We start from the raw sequence: 17,115 nt of genomic DNA on the forward strand, positions 1-17,115 counted from the left end.
CTTTGTTTAGGAGAGGTTGGAAGACGTGGAGGACGCGCGACGATAGACGCCGCTGACGACCTCCTGCCAAGTATCGCTGCCTGCAGGCGAAAAGCTGACGCCCATCCGGTAGCAGTCTTCATTTTCAAACGTGAATACGGTGCGCTGGCTGCCGCGCGGCGAAGTCTTCATCAGCACAAGTTCACTGCCGTTCCACTCGCCGGACGCCGGTACGGGCGGCGCAAAACCTGCGGTGTCGAACTGGTAGAGTTTGTAGGTCTGGTCCGAAGCATCGAAGCCGAAAACATTTCGCGCCTCGAACGAAACAGCACCATCGCGAGTCTGGCGATAGCGCTGCTCGAGGAAGAAACCGCCGAACAATACCTCGCCGGAAAACTCAGCACTGGCGTTGCCTTCACTCGTCCACGCCGACGCCGCGACACGCTCGTCCCCTTCCCACACGCCGGCGAAGGCGTTGAGGCGGAAATGAGCAGCGGAGGGCGTGGACTGGAAGGCCATGATCGTTCTCAGCCGTTGATCGCCGCGACGATCTTCTTGGCCGCATCGTCCAAGTCGTCGGCCGCCGTGATCGCCAGACCCGACTCGTTCAGGATCTTCTTGCCGAGCTCGACATTGGTGCCTTCAAGGCGCACGACGAGCGGAACCTTGAGGCCGACTTCCTTGACCGCGGCAATCACGCCCTCGGCAATGACATCGCACTTCATGATGCCGCCGAAGATGTTGACGAGAATGCCTTCGACCTTGGGGTCTGCGGTAATGATCTTGAAAGCCGCAGCAACCTTCTCCTTGCCGGCGCCACCGCCAACGTCGCAGAAGTTGGCCGGCTCCTTGCCGTAAAGCTTGATGATGTCCATCGTCGCCATGGCGAGGCCTGCGCCGTTGACCATGCAGCCGATATTGCCGTCGAGCGCGACATAGGCGAGGTCCCACTTCGAAGCCTCGATTTCCTTGGCGTCTTCTTCGGTCTCGTCGCGCAGCGTCTTGACGTCGTCGTGACGGAAAAGGGCGTTGCCGTCGAAAGACATCTTGGCATCGAGGACGCGCAGGTGGCCATCCTTCATGACGATCAGCGGATTGACCTCCAGGAGGGCCATGTCCTTTTCGCCAAAGGCCTTGTAGAGCGCCGGGAAAAGCGACTTCGCATCCTCGGCGGCAGCGCCGTCGAGCTGAAGAGCCTTGGAGATCGCAGCAACGTCGGCAGCCGTCACGCCGGCTTCCGGATCGATGGCGATCGTCTGGATCTTCTCGGGCGTGTCGTGGGCGACGGCCTCGATGTCCATGCCGCCTTCGGTCGATACGACGAAGGCAACGCGGCCAACCGAGCGGTCGACAAGGATCGAGCAATAGAGTTCGCGGGCGATGTCGGCGCCGTCTTCGATGTAAAGGCGGTTGACCTGCTTGCCGGCTTCGCCGGTCTGGGCGGTCACCAGCGTGTTTCCGAGCATTTCCTTGGCGTGGGAAACGACTTCCTCGATCGACTTGGCGAGGCGAACGCCGCCCTTGGCATCAGGGCCGAGCTCCTTGAACTTGCCTTTGCCGCGACCACCGGCATGGATCTGGCTCTTGACCACGTAAAGCGGACCGGGAAGCGACTTGGCGGCGGCCTCGGCTTCTTCAACCTTGAGAATAGCCACACCTTCGGCAACCGGCGCGCCATAGCCCTTCAGCAGAGCCTTGGCCTGATATTCATGAATGTTCATGGGTGTATCCCTGTTTCGATTACTTCAGCCCGTCGACTACTTGAGGGCCGGCGCGATGTTGATGCAGGCTTCGCAGAGACCGGCGACGGCGCCGACGGACTTGTCGAAGGCTTCCTTCTCGGTCTTGTTGAGATCGATCTCGATGATGCGTTCGACGCCGCCGGCGCCGATGACGGTGGGAACGCCGACATACATGTCCTTGACGCCGTACTGACCGGTGAGGTGGGCAGCGCAGGGCAGAACACGCTTCTTGTCCTTGAGGTAGGATTCGGCCATCTCGATCGCCGAGGCAGCCGGCGCGTAATAGGCCGAGCCGGTCTTCAGCAGGCCGACGATTTCGGCGCCGCCGTCACGGGTGCGCTGGATGATCTCTTCGAGGCGCTCCTTGGTGACCCAGCCCATGGTGACGAGATCGGTGAGCGGAATGCCGCCGACCGTCGAGTAGCGGGCGAGCGGTACCATCGTGTCGCCGTGGCCGCCGAGAACGAAGGCCGTGACGTCCTGGACGGACACATTGAATTCCTTGGCGAGGAAGAGGCGGAAGCGCGAGGAGTCAAGAACGCCGGCCATGCCGACGACCTTGTTGGCGGGAAGGCCGGAAAACTTCTGCAGCGCCCAGACCATGGCGTCGAGCGGGTTGGTTATGCAGATCACGAAGGCGTTCGGCGCATACTTCTTGATGCCGGCGCCAACCTGCTCCATGACCTTGAGGTTGATGCCGAGAAGATCGTCGCGGCTCATGCCGGGCTTGCGGGCGACGCCTGCGGTGACGATGCACACGTCAGCGCCTTCGATCGCGGAATAGTCGCTGGCACCGGTCAGATTGACGTCGAAGCCTTCGACCGGCGACGACTGGGAAATATCGAGGCCTTTGCCCTGGGGAATGCCGTCCGCGATGTCGAAGAGAACGATGTCGCCCAGTTCCTTCAGGCCGGCGAGGTGCGCCAGCGTGCCACCAATCATGCCAGAACCAATGAGTGCGATCTTGTTACGCGCCATTTTCGCTGTTTCCTTTGCGATCAAATTCGTCGAACGGACGCGCAAGGCACCGCCCAATGACGCAATCGCATAGACCCAAAGCCAAAAAATGGCAATTCATTATTTTTGATGCAGCGTTTTCAATCGTTTAGATACAAAAATTCTTACGTAAACGTAAGGCATTCTGTCACCGAATTGTTACTCTGCGGCGCGTTTCTCATGGTGCAGTGCAAGATATTCCGCACTGCGCATCTCGAACAGGCGCGATGCCGTGCGGTCGAATTCGAAGCCCTCGGTGCCCCGGCGCTGCAATAGCAGTTCCTCCGGCATGGCCGCCGCGGAAATGTAAAGTCGCACGGCATGATCGTAGAACGTATCGACCAGAATGATGAACCGTTTGATCTGGTTCCGCTTTTCCGGCCCGAGCAACGGAATGTGATCGAGGAAGACCGTATCGAAGCGTTCGGCGATGGCCAGGAAGTCGACCGCCCCGAGCGGTTTGTCGCAAAGATCGGCGAAAGAGAACCGCGCCATGCGGTCGACGGCGAGCGGCACATGGATGTGGCGCCCCTTCATCGGAATATCCAGCGGCTGCGCCTTGCGCCCATGCAGCGCCTGTGTCCAGGACGCGTCCATCGCCATGTCGTTATGCTCGTTGATCGGCACCAGATAGACCGGCTGACTGCTCAGCTTCTCCATCCGGTAGTCGGTCGGCGAATCCAGGGTGACGACATCGACATGCTGCTTGAGCAAGGCGACGAAGGGCAGGAAGAGGCCGCGATTGAGACCATCCGTGTAGAGATTGTCGGGCTCGACGTTCGAGGTCGCGACCAGCACGCATCCGCGCGCGAAGAGCTCGGAGAACAGCCGCGACAGGATCATCGCATCGGCGATGTCGGTGACCGTGAACTCGTCGAAGCAGAGAAGCTCGGCTTCGTCGTAAAGCGCTGCGGCGACCGGCGGCATCGGATCGGCCTGCTTTGTCTCGCCGTTCTTGAGCTTCAGCCGGTGTGCCGCGATGCGGTTGTGCACATCCGCCATGAATTCGTGGAAATGCGCCCGCCGTTTCTTCCTGCACGGCGCCATTGCGAAGAACATGTCCATCAGCATGGTCTTGCCGCGCCCGACGCTGCCGTGGATGTAAAGCCCCTTGATGCCGTCGGCGGACTTCTTCTTGGCGGCAAACAGCCAGCCAAGCGCACTCGATTTTGCCGCCGGCCGCCGCTGCTTCAGCCCGGCAAGCACCCGATCGAGGCTCTTTGCCACGTCCAACTGGGCGGAATCAACCTGGAGCGCGCCCGATGCGGTCAGCGCTTTAAGCTGTTCGCAGACGCTGAGCGCATAATCCGGCATTGGTTGCATGAGGGCATGTCCGCCTGTCAGTCATCGCAGGAGACCTGCTGGAACATTTAGCGGCTGAGACTAATCGACTGGCCCGTGCTCGTCTGCCCCTCAAAGCGGTTGTCGGCCGTCTTGTAGACGCTGCCGAGCTGGTTGCCGGAGCGGTCCTTGAGCAGCACCTGCTTGCCGGCGACCTCCCAGGAACCCATCGCCGTCAGCTCGCCGACGCAACCACGTGTTCCGCCGCGCGAACCGCTGCCGAGATTGGTGAGCGTCAGGAACATGTCGCAACTGCCGTTGACACGCCAGCTTCCGACCATCGATTCCTTGGTGATATCGAGCGCATTTGCCGCCATTGCGCCAGGCTGAGCGCCCGGCATCGGCGCCGTCGTCGTCGGCGCGGCCGGAAACTGCGAACTGCCGGTCGGCGGTGGAAGCTGCCCACCCTGCACCGAGGGAACCGGCTGCGCCGTCAACGGCGCCGGCCCGGCACTGGCGTTGGAGCTGTAATCATATGCCGTACGCTGACAACCGGCTAGCGACAGAACCACCACCAGACCTGTCATCGCATATCGCAACTGCATCATCATACTCCTGAATTCGGCTATCGCCGTAGAGAAACGGGCGTGAGACAAGTCCGATTATCGTAATTCGATTTGGTTAATCAAGTCGTGCTGCATAAATTGCCCGTGACAACAACTAACCGAAAAACGATACAGTTCAACTGTCCCGCTGCAAAACTTCCTGCACATAGAATTTGTCAGCAAGGTGTTGCGCGCGTTCATCTCTGTCAGGATCGCTGTCGAACTCGCGCAATGTCTCGGAATAGCGCTCCGGTGCATCCTGCAGAAGGATTGCACCGAGCCGACCTGATATAGATGACGGCTTCGGGATCGAAGCCGTCGATTCCGCCATCGGCATGCACGCTGATCAAACCCGGCGCTCGACCATCATCTTCTTGATTTCGGCGATCGCCTTGGCCGGGTTGAGGCCCTTCGGGCAGGTCTGCGCGCAGTTCATGATCGTGTGGCAGCGATAGAGGCGGAATGGATCCTCGAGATTGTCGAGGCGCTCGCCGGTCGCCTCGTCTCTGGAATCGATCAGCCAGCGATAGGCCTGCAGCAGAACGGCCGGACCGAGATAGCGGTCGCCGTTCCACCAGTAGCTCGGACAGGAGGTCGAGCAGCAGGCGCAGAGGATGCACTCATAGAGGCCGTCCAGCTTCTGCCGGTCCTCATGGCTCTGCTTCCATTCCTTGGCCGGCGCCGGCGACACTGTCTTCAGCCATGGCTCGATCGAACGATGCTGGGCATAGAAGTTGGTGAGGTCCGGAACCAGATCCTTGACGACGGGCAGATGCGGCAGCGGATAGATCTTCACCGCACCTTTGATATCGTCGAGACCCTTGGTGCAGGCGAGCGTGTTGGTGCCGTCGATGTTCATCGCGCAGGAGCCGCAGATGCCCTCGCGACAGGAGCGGCGCAGCGTCAGCGTCGGGTCGATCTTGTTCTTGATGTAGAGAAGACCGTCGAGCACCATCGGCCCGCAATCGTCGACATCGATGTAGAAGGTGTCGATCGACGGGTTCTGACCGTCATCCGGGCTCCAGCGATAGACGCGGAATTCGCGGGTGTTCTTGGCACCCGCCGGCTTCGGCCAGACCTTGCCTTCGCGCATCTGAGAATTCTTGGGGAGAGCGAGTTCAACCATGTCCGGTTCCTCTTGAGATCAGTACACGCGAGCCTTCGGCTCGATCTTGTGCGGATCGATGCCTTCGGCGATCAGCTCGGTGTGGACCGGCCGGTAGTCGAGTTTCACGTCGCCTGCTTCGTTCACCCAGGCGAGTGTGTGCTTGCGCCAGTTGACATCGTCGCGGCCCGCGAATGCACCCTCGGTAAAGTCTTCGCGTGCATGCGAACCGCGGCTCTCCTTGCGGGCCTCGGCACCGTAGATCGTCGTGATGGCGTTGGCCATCAGGTTCTGCAGCTCAAGCGTTTCCACGAGGTCCGAGTTCCAGATCATCGAGCGGTCGGTGACCTTGATGTCCTTCATCTCGCCCCAGATTGCCGAGATGCGCTGGCAGCCCGATTCCAGCGATTCCTGCGTGCGGAAGACGGCGGCGTCTTCCTGCATGGCGCGCTGCATCTTCTCGCGCAGTTCCGCCGTCGGCGTGCCGCCGCTGGCATGACGCAAACCGTCGAAGCGGTCCATGATCTTGTCGCAGGCTGCGACATTGAGATGCGGGATCGGCGCTGCGCGGTCGATGACCTCGCCGGCACGGATCGCAGCAGCGCGGCCGAAGACCACGAGGTCGATCAGCGAGTTGGAGCCGAGACGGTTGGCGCCGTGCACCGAGGCGCAGCCGGCTTCACCCACAGCCATCAGGCCTGGGATGATCCGTTCCGGATTGGCACTGTCGGCGTTCAGCACTTCGCCCCAATAATTCGTCGGAATGCCGCCCATATTGTAGTGAACGGTCGGCAGAACCGGGATCGGTTCGCGCGTGACGTCGACGCCGGCGAAGATCTTGGCGCTCTCGGAAATCCCCGGCAGGCGTTCATGCAGAACGGCCGGATCGAGGTGGTCGAGATGCAGGAAGATGTGGTCCTTGTTCTTGCCGACACCGCGGCCTTCGCGGATCTCCAGCGTCATGCAGCGCGAAACGACGTCGCGCGAGGCAAGGTCCTTGGCCGAAGGCGCGTAGCGCTCCATGAAGCGCTCGCCCTCGGAGTTGACGAGGTAACCGCCTTCGCCGCGCGCGCCTTCGGTGATCAGACAGCCCGAACCGTAGATGCCGGTCGGGTGAAACTGGACGAATTCCATGTCCTGCAGCGGCAGGCCGGCACGCGCCACCATGCCGCCGCCGTCGCCGGTGCAGGTATGGGCTGACGTTGCCGAGAAATAGGCGCGGCCGTAGCCACCGGTCGCCAGCACCACCATCTTGGCGGCGAAGCGATGGATCGTGCCGTCATCGAGGCACCAGGCGACGACGCCGGTGCAGCGGCTGCCGTCTTCCGACATGATCAGGTCGAGCGCGAAGTACTCGATGAAGAATTCGGCATTGTTGCGCAGCGACTGGCCGTAGAGCGTATGCAGAATGGCGTGGCCGGTACGGTCGGCAACGGCGCAGGTGCGCTGTACCGGCGGGCCTTCACCGTAATTCTGCATGTGGCCGCCGAACGGGCGCTGATAGATCTTGCCTTCCTCGTTGCGCGAGAACGGCACGCCGTAATGCTCGAGCTCATAGACCGCCTTCGGCGCTTCCATGGTGAGATACTGCATGGCGTCGACGTCGCCGAGCCAGTCGGAACCCTTGACGGTGTCGTAGAGGTGCCACTGCCAGCTATCCGGCGTCATGTTGCGCAGCGAGGCGGCGATACCGCCCTGGGCCGCGACCGTATGCGAGCGGGTCGGGAAGACCTTGGTGATACAGGCCGTGCGGAAACCCTGCTCGGCCATGCCGAGCGTGGCGCGCAGCCCGGCACCACCGGCGCCGACGACGATCACGTCGTAGGAGTGGTCGACATACTTGTAGGCCTTGCCATTCTGGGCGGGTGAAGTCGGTGCCATGTCAGCTTATCCTACGAATGCGATTTTCAGAATGGCGAAGAGACAGAGGCCGGCGATCAGGATCGCAAAGAACGTGTTCAGCATCAGGAGAACGATCTTGCCGAACTCGCCATGCACGTAATCCTCGATGATGACCTGCATGCCGAGCTTCATGTGGATGACGCCCGAGATCACCATCAGCCCCATGACGACCGCGACGAACGGGTTCGACAAGGCGCGAACCACATCCGCATAGGGCGCGCCAGCATAGGCGAGCATGAAGATGACGAAGAACAGGATGAGCGGAACATTGGCGACGGCCGTCAGCCGCTGACGCCAGAAATGGTCCGTGCCGTCCTTGGCGGAGCCGAGCCCGCGAACCTTGCCGAGGGGGGTGCGCATATCCATGAGAGGACCTTCAGAAGCGAATGAGGAAGCCGATCACCCAGACCAGCACGGTCAGACAGAGCGACCCGATGATGTTGGCGATGGCGAGCTTGGTCGAGAACTCTTTCCCGAAGCCATAGCCGAGATCCCACATGAAGTGGCGGAAGCCGCCGAGCATGTGGTGTAGCAGCGCCCATGTATAGCCGAGAAGCACGAGCTTGCCGAGAAGGCTGCCGAGCACCCAATTGGCCCAGTCATAGGAGCCCTGGCCGCTTGCCGCCGCGATCAGCCACCAGGCGACGAGCAGCGTGCCGACATAGAGCGCGCCACCGGTAATGCGGTGAACGATGGACATGACCATGGTGGGAATAGGCTTGTAGATTTGCAGATGCGGCGATAGGGGCCGGTTATTTGTCACGTTCGCCATCAGAACCTCGCGGCGGCTTCTCTGCGCTCCCGGATTTCGGAGCATGCTCAGTCAACCACACGAATGACAAAATTCTCTGTGTGCGTTGCATCAATTGCGACGTTTAATCACCGGGAACGCCGACGACAAGCACAATCGCTGTCTGCTTTTAATTTAATCGATTCGCGTTACCGGGAAGTTCGCAGGCTAAAGAAACTGGTCTTTTCCGCTCAAATTTTGTGCCGGTTGGCCGACCTGAATGGACAAGCTTCGGCTTTTGGCGCAATCTGGCGTTAACGATTTGTTAGGGATCGGAATTCCGGAGGCCGGCCACCCATGTTTCGCAGTCTGTCCGCAGTCGCCCTGATTGCCCTGTCCGCGCTTGCTGCACTTCCCGCCGAAGCCGGCGACCGCCGCAACGATCATCGTTTTCCCGGCCATCGTCACGCTTTCCACGGCGGATTGCTCCTCGGCGAACGTATCGGCTGGCGCGATCGCGGCATCCGTTTCGACAACGCCTATCGATACCGGAACCGCAAAGAACGGATGCCGTTCCTGAAACAGTTTTCATCGCCGGCGACCAATCGCGTCGCCCGCAACAATCTCATCGTCGTCGTACCCCAGGCGCAGGGCGGCGGCGACACTTATGCGGGCACTTCTTACGTCTATCAGGCCGATGGCGGAACCTATGTCGGCGGCGACGGCTATGGGTTCTATCCCCCCGCGCGGCCTGAGCAACTGGCGCCGAAGGCGAAGGTCATCGATATCGCCGTGCAGGACGATCCCTGCGCCTACGAGGCCAATGTCTGCGTCATCCGGCCTTAGAGCATGATGCCGAAAGTGCGGAATTCTGTAGGAAATTCCGAGGCCGCTCTTCGCCTACCTTACCGGTTACATCGTTGATCACAATAGGTCGCAAAGCATCCGCCACCTTTACCCTTGGCAAGGCATAGCCCTCTTCGACGAAATGTAGACCGTCCTGCTTCAAGCACTTCCGGGTCCGGCTTCGCTGACAAGAGTATGAAGGTGACGAATACAGGCGGCTCAAATTTGCCCGGCCTCACCCTTTCGCGACGCGGCTACGTCAATACGGATGGCGCACATCGGCGGAAGAGTCTTGTCCTCAAACGTTGCCCGCCGTGGCGTTCCGCTATCAGGCATCCACGCATCCCAGGCTCTGTTCATTTCCTCGAATGAGGCAAGGTCCCTGAGCCAAATGTTGACGAGAATGATCTCTGACTTGTCGGTACCTTCGCGTAGCAGCATGTCATTGATGCGCTCCAGTATTTCGTTGGTTTGCGCCGTCACGCTCGCTCCCCTCGTGAGGTTTGCGACCTGGCCGGGCAGATAGGCGGCATCTGCGAGGAGAGTTTCGTCAACTTTGGCTTGCCCCATCATCGTATTCGCAGACTTCCATGAATGCTTGAGATTGGGTCGTCGACCCTTCATCCGATCACTGTGGGGCTTCGCTCGCCACTTCGGTAGGGGGAATTAAATTGACCCGATATAATGGAAGCTGAACGCTCCCAGAGCCTTTCCCGGTCAGAATGCTGCAAGCTGAGCAGGAAAGGCTCTAGCTCGACAATATGGCCGTATGCCGCGAAATGAAGTCTACAAGATAGCGCGCACCTTCGGCCGTCTCGGATTGAGCATACAGACCGATTTCGATGCGCACCGGACCGGGCAGGTCCGCCGATCTGTCAAGTGTCCGGCAGCCCTCCGGTTTCGTGTTGAGCATCATTGGCGCGATACCGATACCGACGCGAACCGCGGTCGCCATGGCCACCAGCGTCGATGCGACGCACGCCGTCTTCCACTTGACGTTCCGCTGGGACAGGGCGGCAAGCGTCGGGAGCGTCCAGGGACACTCCTCCTCGAACATAATGATGGGAAGCGGCTTTTCCGCATCCGCCACGAAGTCGGATCTGACCGTCCACATCAAATATTCGGTCCAGATCAGGGTCGGTTTTCGCGCGAGGCAGGTGATGTCGCAAACCACGAGATCCAGCTTCCCGTCTTCAAACAGGCTGGCGAGGCGGCGATTCGGCTCGACAATGATGTCGATATCGACCTTCGGGTTCTGCGCCCTAAAGTCACTAAGAATGTCGATCAGGTGGCCGGCTGCGAAGTCCTCAACGACGCCGAGGCGAATGCGGTCCTCGATCATCTTGCCTGTCAGCCTTTTCTCGACCTCGTCGCTGAGGGCGACCATTTCGCGGGCATAAGCCAGCATGATCTGCCCATGGCTCGTGAGCTCAAGGCCTTTTGACGAACGCGAAAACAGCGTAACGCCGACAAGCTCCTCCAGCTTGCGGATCTGCATGCTCACAGCCGCCTGCGTTCTGTTCAGCTTGACGGCTGCTCCATTGACGGTGCCGATCTCCGCGACGGTCAGAAATGCACGAAGCAGATAGGAATCAAGATCAAGCATCAGAAGCCGCATTCCAAAGTTTGGGGCGCTCGAGTGCTGAGAGCCTCTCTGCCTATAAGCGGATATTGGACGAACCATGTTCTTCCGGCAACTGGCGATCCTTAGCCGGGGCGAAGTGCAAGCTGCGCCCCGTCAATGCCGGCTTATCGCGCGAAGAGAACGCATGCCTCGGGCGGAATGGAAACGCTGATCTCCTGCCCGCGAGCAAAGGCTATGTCTGGACGGTTCGGGCAAGCCGAGATTATGCGGTCGCCACTGACGAGATCCAGAACGATATGCCTGAAGGCGCCGAGTGTCACAACGTCGGCAACGCGTCCCGGCATGGCCCCGGCACCCGGAGCGCCGGACGATATCTCGACGCTTTCCGGCCTCACGCAAATCTCGGCGGCACCTGAAAGGCTTCCCGTGGACGCGACCGGAAACTCCCAGCCGGATTCGGAGCGAAATTTGCCGGCCGTTCCGCCCGCGGCCGAAATCGAGCCATGAATCCAATTCGTCCGCCCCATGAAATCCGCGACGAAACGCGAGTCTGGACGCCAATACACATCATCTGGCCTGCCGGATTGCATGATGGCTCCACGGTTCATCACGAATATGCGCTCTCCCAGGCTCATCGCCTCCTCCTGGTCGTGGGTTACCACGATCGCGGTCGAGCCGACCGCGGCGAGCACATCCTTCAATTCGGTGCGCAGCTCATGTCGAAGTTTGGCGTCGAGGGCCGACAGGGGCTCATCCAGAAGAACAAGGCTCGGATGGGTGGCGAGCGCCCGCGCAAGGGCAACACGCTGCTGCTGGCCACCGCTCAACTGGTGCGGCCGCCGCTGTCCGAAACCGACAAGCCGGACGAGCTCAAGCATCTCGGCAATGCGGCGAGGTATTTGCCCCGACGGATGGTTGCGATGGCGAAGCCCGTAGCCGATGTTCTGTTCGACGGTCATATGCGGGAAAAGAGCGTAGTGCTGGAACAGCAGCCCGACATTGCGCTCATAGGGTTTCAATCCGGCCATGGGCTCGCCGTCGATCAGGATCGAGCCTTTGTCGGGCCGCTCGAATCCGGCGATGAGCCGAAGAATGGTGGTCTTGCCGCAGCCGCTCGGTCCAAGCAGTGCGATTGTTTCACCTGGGTTCACCGAGAAGGAGATATTGCCGAGGGCGACCGTTTCGCCGAAGCGCTTGCTGACCCCTTGAAATTCCACGGCAGAAATCATCGTATTGTCCTCATGAACGAAACAAACCCTGACCGACGACAGTGTCGAAGCCGACGACACGGTCCAGCACAACGATCAGCAACGCGGTGACGGCAATCAGGACCACGGCCGCCGCAGCGATCGTCAGATCGAAAGCCGCGCGCATGTTGCTGACCAGCGTAACAGGCAAGGTCGTTGCGGACGGATCGCTCAGAAAGAGACTGATCGATACGTCATCTATCGAAATTGCGAAGGCGAAGATCGCGCCGGTGACGACGCCGGTCCGCATGAGCGGTAGTGTAATGGTCCAGAAGGCCTGGCGCTCGGTGGCGCCGAGAACCATTGCGGCTTCCGTCAATCGTTGGTCGCTGCCAAGAAGGCTGGCGAGGCTGGTCCTTATGCAATAGGGCAACGTCACGATCACGTGGCCGAGGAGCAGGCGCGCCATACCATTTGTGATACCGGCCTTGGAAAGGAAAAGCAGCAGGCCGAATCCAATGACGACCGGCGGAACGATGAGTGGCGAGAGAAAGGCCGAAGTCAGCGCGGCCTTTCCTGGAAAATTGCCACGGGCGAGGCCGACGGCCGCCGCAGTTCCGATCGTGACGGACAGAACCGTCGTGAGTATCGCCAAGATGAGGCTGGTGCGTAGGCTGGTAAGGATATCCGCCTGAGAGACGAGCCGTTCGAACCAGTGAAGCGACAAGGCAGGTGGCGGCAGTGGACCGAGGTAGGTCCTGGCGTCGAAAGCCATGAGGCATGTTATCACCAACGGGATGGCGAGGAACGCCAATCCAAGGCCGATGACACCGTAAGCGAGGGAACCGGCGATCCGGTCTCCGGTTCGCGCTGCAAGAGATTGTCTGCTCATCGGGAAACCTTCCAGGCCTGCGCAAACGTTATGACAGCGACGACCGCCAAGGCCGCGGCAAGCATGACGAGTGAGATCGCCGCGCCGCTCGGATAGTTGGCGATATCGCTGAACCGGGTGTAGATGACGTTCGATATGAAAAGCACCCGGCCCCTCCCGAGCACCATGGGAATGACGAAGGCGCTGATCGCGAAAGTCAGCGAGACAAGCGTGCTTGAGATCAGAGCCGGGAAGCTCAGGGGAAGTGTGATCGACAAATGGGCTTTCCATCCCGGCGCGCCGAGCGACTGGGCTGCATCGAGCAGACGCGGATCGATCGATTGCATCGCGCCAATCAGCGTTAGCGTTGCGACCGGTATGATCGAGTGAACCAGGCCCGCAGTAACGACGATATTGATATATTCGCGGCTGTTGGGCGAAAGGCCAAGTGTCAAGAGGAGGGGTCGGAAGATGCCGACCGACCCGAAGGTCAGTTCGATCGCGTATGTCTTGATCAGGACGCTGGATAGAACAAGCGTAATCAAAAAGCCGAGGGTGAGCGCGCGCATCCGCGGGGAAATGCGCCGCACGATAAAGTAGGCCAGCGGGAATGCCACAAGCTGGCCGATGATCGCGGCAACTCCACCGATCCAGAAGGTCGTCAGCAGGACACTCGCAAACGCCTGGTTTGCAAGCTCGTAATAGTTTTGGACCGTTGCCGCGGCATTTTCAACGGAACCGACGCGCCCCGGCGTAAACTCCTTTAAGCTTTCGATTGCCAGATTGATGAGCGGCGACAGAAAACCGAATGCGAACACCAGGAGGGCTGGCCCGAGCGTCAGGGCCGCATCTCGGCGATCAGGCATCGAAATGGCAACGGGTTGCCGCCTTACTGTGGTCATGGTGGAACAGCCTTTTCCTCGCCCTTACGGGACATGAGAAAGGGAGGTTATCGAAGCCCGCTGGCGCCTTCGATAACCTGCCGCGAGGTGCCTTAGAGCAACGGGGCGATATCCTGTTCCCAGCGCTTGGACCAGGCGTCCTGCTGTTCGAGAACGACATTGTAGTCCGGCACATAGACGAAGCTCGAAAACTCGTCCGACGTAAAGGACAGATGCTTCAGATTGTCGGGCGTGACCGCCTTGCTGTTCAACGGCGCTTCGCCAGCCACCTTGGCATAGAGCGAGTTCATGTCCGGGCTGATTGCGAAGTTGACGAAATCGAGCGTCGCCTTGGTGTTCGGTCTATTCTTCAGTAAGCCGAAACCGCTCTGGTAGAGGAAGGCCTTGAAGTTACTGTCCTTGGTGAAACGAGTAACCGGGAAGTTCTTCGCCACGGCCGCCCAGCCGGGCTCAGCGAAGAAGCCGACGGAGGTCTCACCCGACGTCAGCGAATTGGTGAAATCGATATCGGTGATGGCGACGCGGCCGATATTGCCGGATTTCGCCAATTCCGTCATGAGCTTCCATCCAGGTTCCATATTCGTTTCACTGCCGCCAGCGTGAAGGGCGAGCGCGACAATCTGGAGCATCATGCTCTGTGTCGGGCCCGGCCAACAGATCGCACCCTTAAGATCGGGGCTGAGCAGATCATCGATGGTCTTCACAGCGATAGGGGCCGTGTCGGTTCGCGCACCGAAATACATGCCGCCAACTGCGCGTGGGACCGCTTTGATATTGCCCTTGCCGTCACGAATGATGATTTTCTCGGGAATATTCGCAAGGTTGGGAACATCGGCAGGATTGATGGTCTCGAGCCAATCCTCCTTCACCATGCTGTTGAATGAGCCTTCCCAGCCGGCGACGTAGTCGTAGTCGACATTCGGCCAGACGGCCTTGATCTTTGGCAGGATAGCGCCCGCGCCGCCCTGATGAAGAACCCAGTTGAATGTCGCCGCATTCTGGTCGGCGGCAATCTGCTTCATGGCTTCGACGACCTCGCCGCCCCATTCGACGGCGGTGAGATTGCCGCTGCCGGCTGCGGCGGATCTCGCAAACCCGGTCATCGTGCCGGCAATCCCCGCGGCAGCGGCGGATCCGAGGAAGCGGCGGCGTGTCATATCGTGCAACATGGTAGGTTCCCTTTGTTGTCGGCCCTCTGCTGGACCGTTCGCATCGGAGACTGCTTGGAGGTTACCAACCGCGGTAGTGGGAAAATTCTCGCCGGGTTATAAAGTTTTCTGAACGTCCGGATGAACGCACTACCCGCTTCGCGGAGCCTCGGCAGGCCTGGTCTATCAAGAATCGTTATATCCCCTCTCGAATTTTCGCGGTTCCAAGAGAAGCGGGCGGCGCTGATGATGATGGCAGCATCAATACCGCGGGAGCCTGCCTTGACCATTGACCGGGATTTTCTGGAAGACTTGAGAAAGCGCTTCGGCAGCGCTGCAGGCGGGGAGATGGAAGATCCGCACTTCCGCGCCGTGGCGGCGAGCGTATTCAAGGACGGCGACAGCCGCAAATGGCCCTTCGCCGATCCTGCGACCTTTCTGGACGCCCGTTTCATCGAGAACGGCTTGCGGCCCGAGGTGCTTGAGGCGCTTGACGTGGCCCTGATCGGCGTGCCGATGGATCTCGGCGTCACCAATCGTGCCGGCGCGCGGCTGGGGCCGCGGGCCGTCCGGGCTGTCGAGCGCGTGGGCCCCTACGAACATGTTCTGCGTGTCGCGCCGATGGGAGGGCTAAAGGTCGCCGACGTCGGCGACGTGCCGATGCGCAGCCGGTTCGGCCTGGCCGAGTGCCATGCCGACATCGAGGCCTGCTACCGGATGATCGCGGCAACCGGGGTTATCCCGCTGTCGGTCGGCGGCGACCATTCGATCTCCGGCGCCATTCTCAAGGGTCTGGCGGCCAGTCAGCCGGTAGGCATGATCCACATCGACGCTCATTGCGACACCGCTGGTCCCTATGAGGGCTCCAAGTTCCACCACGGCGCGCCCTTCCGCGAGGCGGTTCTGGCGGGCGTGCTCGATCCGAAGCGTACGATCCAGATCGGCATCCGCGGCGGCGGCGAATATCTCTGGGAGTTCTCCTTTGCCTCCGGCATGACCGTCATCCACGCCGAAGAGGTGGCGGAGATGGGCCTCAAGGCTGTGATCGCAAAGGCTCTGGAGGTTGTCGGCGCCGGTCCGACCTACCTTAGTTTCGACGTGGATAGCCTCGATCCGGCCTTCGCTCCGGGAACCGGCACGCCAGAAGTCGGCGGGCTTCAGCCGAGGGAGGTCCTGACCCTGCTGCGTGGCTTCAAGGGCATCAACCTCATCGGCGGCGACGTCGTGGAAATCGCGCCGCAATACGACAATACCACCAACACCGCGCAGATCGCCGCGCAGGTCCTGTTCGAACTCCTGTGCCTCGCGATGTTCAGTCCCGCGGTCAGGACAAACGTGACCTGAGAACCAGCTCCACACCGGCAGCGTGCCTCGCGCCCGCTGCCATCCATCACCTGTCGCACAACACGTCTCAAAAAGGGGAACGACATGACTGCTCTTATGAAATTGCGCTACACCGCCACCGCGGCAATTGCCGTGTTCGGCATCCTGGCAGGAGCCGCACAGGCCGACGAACTTGCCGATATCAAGGCCGCAGGCGAGATCAACATCGGCATCTTCTCCGATTTCCCACCCTTCTCTTCGGCAAGCGCCGATATGAGCATCAAGGGCTATGACGTCGACGTCGCCCAGAAGATCGCCGACGGGCTCGGCGTGAAACTCAATCTCGTGAGCGTTACCGGCCAGAACAGGATCGCCTACCTGAACGACGACCGCGTCGACCTGCTGATGAGCGTCGGCTATTCGAAGGAGCGCGCCGAGGTTATCGATTATGCCGCCCCGTACGCCCCCTACTACATCGCCGTCATCGGTCCGGCAGCCCTGAAGGTGAGCGGCAAGGAAGACCTCGCCGACAAGACCGTTGCCGTCAATCGTGGGACGCTCGAAGACACGTCGCTGACGGCAGCTGCGCCCGGATCGGCTGCGATCCAGCGTTTCGAGAACTACAATTCGGTCATCCAGGCCTTCATATCCGGCCAGACCCAGCTGATGGTGGTCGGCAACGATGTCGGCGCGCAGGTTCTGGCGCGACAGGACGAACTGAAGCCGGAGCAGAAATTCCAGCTCCTCAGCTCCCCCTCGCACATCGCGCTCCGCAAGGGCGAGGAAGGCCTGAAGAAGGCTGTCAATGACAGCGTCGCCGCAATGATCGCCGATGGTTCGCTCGACGCAAGCTCGAAGAGCTGGCTGAAAGCGCCGCTCAACCCTGAAAACCTGAAGGACTGACGAAGACGGC

The 17,115-nt window shown here is 60.5% G+C and carries 18 protein-coding genes; 3 read left to right on the forward strand and 15 right to left on the reverse strand.

Annotated features, from left to right (window positions below; all coding sequences use genetic code 11):
• Window positions 1–6: 6 nt before the first annotated feature.
• The 9 genes from AB8B31_RS20160 to sdhC form a co-directional block, all read right to left on the reverse strand.
• Complete coding sequence (locus AB8B31_RS20160) at window positions 7–498, reverse strand: DUF1579 family protein (protein WP_028733521.1); 492 nt, start codon at window positions 496–498, stop codon at window positions 7–9.
• 8 nt (window positions 499–506) lie between these two features.
• Window positions 507–1,700 carry an ADP-forming succinate--CoA ligase subunit beta gene (gene sucC / locus AB8B31_RS20165; protein ID WP_018243886.1) on the reverse strand — a complete coding sequence of 398 codons (1,194 nt, stop codon included), beginning with the start codon at window positions 1,698–1,700 and terminating at the stop codon, window positions 507–509.
• 36 nt (window positions 1,701–1,736) lie between these two features.
• On the reverse strand, window positions 1,737–2,699 hold the full coding sequence (gene mdh, locus AB8B31_RS20170) for a malate dehydrogenase (protein WP_018482680.1): 963 nt from the start codon (window positions 2,697–2,699) through the stop codon (window positions 1,737–1,739).
• Between the two features lie 177 nt (window positions 2,700–2,876).
• The gene (gene zapE, locus AB8B31_RS20175) at window positions 2,877–4,040 is read right to left on the reverse strand and encodes a cell division protein ZapE (RefSeq protein WP_018243888.1); all 1,164 of its coding nucleotides are present in this window, start codon (window positions 4,038–4,040) and stop codon (window positions 2,877–2,879) included.
• Window positions 4,041–4,087: 47 nt separating this feature from the next.
• Window positions 4,088–4,603: a protease inhibitor Inh/omp19 family protein gene (locus AB8B31_RS20180; RefSeq protein WP_003543526.1), complete on the reverse strand. Its 516-nt coding sequence runs from the start codon at window positions 4,601–4,603 to the stop codon at window positions 4,088–4,090.
• A 346-nt stretch (window positions 4,604–4,949) separates the two neighbouring features.
• Window positions 4,950–5,729, reverse strand: coding sequence for a succinate dehydrogenase iron-sulfur subunit (locus tag AB8B31_RS20185; RefSeq protein WP_003567268.1), 780 nt, complete (start codon window positions 5,727–5,729; stop codon window positions 4,950–4,952).
• Between the two features lie 18 nt (window positions 5,730–5,747).
• Entirely contained in the window at window positions 5,748–7,589 is a 1,842-nt protein-coding gene (sdhA, locus tag AB8B31_RS20190; RefSeq protein WP_018243892.1) for a succinate dehydrogenase flavoprotein subunit, read from the reverse strand.
• A gap of 6 nt (window positions 7,590–7,595) precedes the next feature.
• Complete coding sequence (gene sdhD, locus AB8B31_RS20195) at window positions 7,596–7,976, reverse strand: succinate dehydrogenase, hydrophobic membrane anchor protein (protein ID WP_018448193.1); 381 nt, start codon at window positions 7,974–7,976, stop codon at window positions 7,596–7,598.
• A gap of 10 nt (window positions 7,977–7,986) precedes the next feature.
• The gene (gene sdhC, locus AB8B31_RS20200; RefSeq protein WP_012559217.1) at window positions 7,987–8,382 is read right to left on the reverse strand and encodes a succinate dehydrogenase, cytochrome b556 subunit; all 396 of its coding nucleotides are present in this window, start codon (window positions 8,380–8,382) and stop codon (window positions 7,987–7,989) included.
• A 315-nt stretch (window positions 8,383–8,697) separates the two neighbouring features.
• On the opposite strand from sdhC, the gene AB8B31_RS20205 reads away from it, so the two are divergent.
• Window positions 8,698–9,186, forward strand: a complete 489-nt coding sequence (locus tag AB8B31_RS20205; protein ID WP_018448194.1) for a hypothetical protein — start codon at window positions 8,698–8,700, stop codon at window positions 9,184–9,186.
• 219 nt (window positions 9,187–9,405) lie between these two features.
• On the opposite strand, the gene AB8B31_RS20210 is transcribed toward AB8B31_RS20205, so the two are convergent.
• From AB8B31_RS20210 to AB8B31_RS20235, 6 genes are all read right to left on the reverse strand, one after another.
• Entirely contained in the window at window positions 9,406–9,759 is a 354-nt protein-coding gene (locus tag AB8B31_RS20210; protein WP_018448195.1) for a RidA family protein, read from the reverse strand.
• A gap of 175 nt (window positions 9,760–9,934) precedes the next feature.
• Window positions 9,935–10,804, reverse strand: a complete 870-nt coding sequence (locus AB8B31_RS20215) for a LysR family transcriptional regulator (RefSeq protein ID WP_018448196.1) — start codon at window positions 10,802–10,804, stop codon at window positions 9,935–9,937.
• A gap of 131 nt (window positions 10,805–10,935) precedes the next feature.
• Window positions 10,936–12,000 carry an ABC transporter ATP-binding protein gene (locus AB8B31_RS20220; RefSeq protein WP_018448197.1) on the reverse strand — a complete coding sequence of 355 codons (1,065 nt, stop codon included), beginning with the start codon at window positions 11,998–12,000 and terminating at the stop codon, window positions 10,936–10,938.
• 10 nt (window positions 12,001–12,010) lie between these two features.
• Window positions 12,011–12,850: an ABC transporter permease gene (locus AB8B31_RS20225; RefSeq protein WP_018448198.1), complete on the reverse strand. Its 840-nt coding sequence runs from the start codon at window positions 12,848–12,850 to the stop codon at window positions 12,011–12,013.
• Window positions 12,847–13,731 carry an ABC transporter permease gene (locus tag AB8B31_RS20230; RefSeq protein ID WP_018448199.1) on the reverse strand — a complete coding sequence of 295 codons (885 nt, stop codon included), beginning with the start codon at window positions 13,729–13,731 and terminating at the stop codon, window positions 12,847–12,849. The genes AB8B31_RS20225 and AB8B31_RS20230 overlap by 4 nt, the downstream gene beginning before the upstream one ends.
• 92 nt (window positions 13,732–13,823) lie before the next feature.
• A complete protein-coding gene (locus tag AB8B31_RS20235; protein ID WP_018448200.1) occupies window positions 13,824–14,900 on the reverse strand; it encodes an extracellular solute-binding protein in 1,077 nt (358 codons plus the stop codon).
• A 261-nt stretch (window positions 14,901–15,161) separates the two neighbouring features.
• On the opposite strand from AB8B31_RS20235, the gene speB reads away from it, so the two are divergent.
• Window positions 15,162–16,223 carry an agmatinase gene (gene speB, locus AB8B31_RS20240; RefSeq protein WP_018448201.1) on the forward strand — a complete coding sequence of 354 codons (1,062 nt, stop codon included), beginning with the start codon at window positions 15,162–15,164 and terminating at the stop codon, window positions 16,221–16,223.
• Between the two features lie 84 nt (window positions 16,224–16,307).
• On the forward strand, window positions 16,308–17,105 hold the full coding sequence (locus AB8B31_RS20245; RefSeq protein ID WP_018243903.1) for a transporter substrate-binding domain-containing protein: 798 nt from the start codon (window positions 16,308–16,310) through the stop codon (window positions 17,103–17,105).
• The last annotated feature ends 10 nt before the right edge of the window (window positions 17,106–17,115 follow it).

The sequence above is a fragment of the Rhizobium sp. 62_C5_N11_2 genome, from assembly GCF_051811185.1.
Taxonomy (GTDB): Bacteria; Pseudomonadota; Alphaproteobacteria; order Rhizobiales; family Rhizobiaceae; genus Rhizobium; species Rhizobium leguminosarum.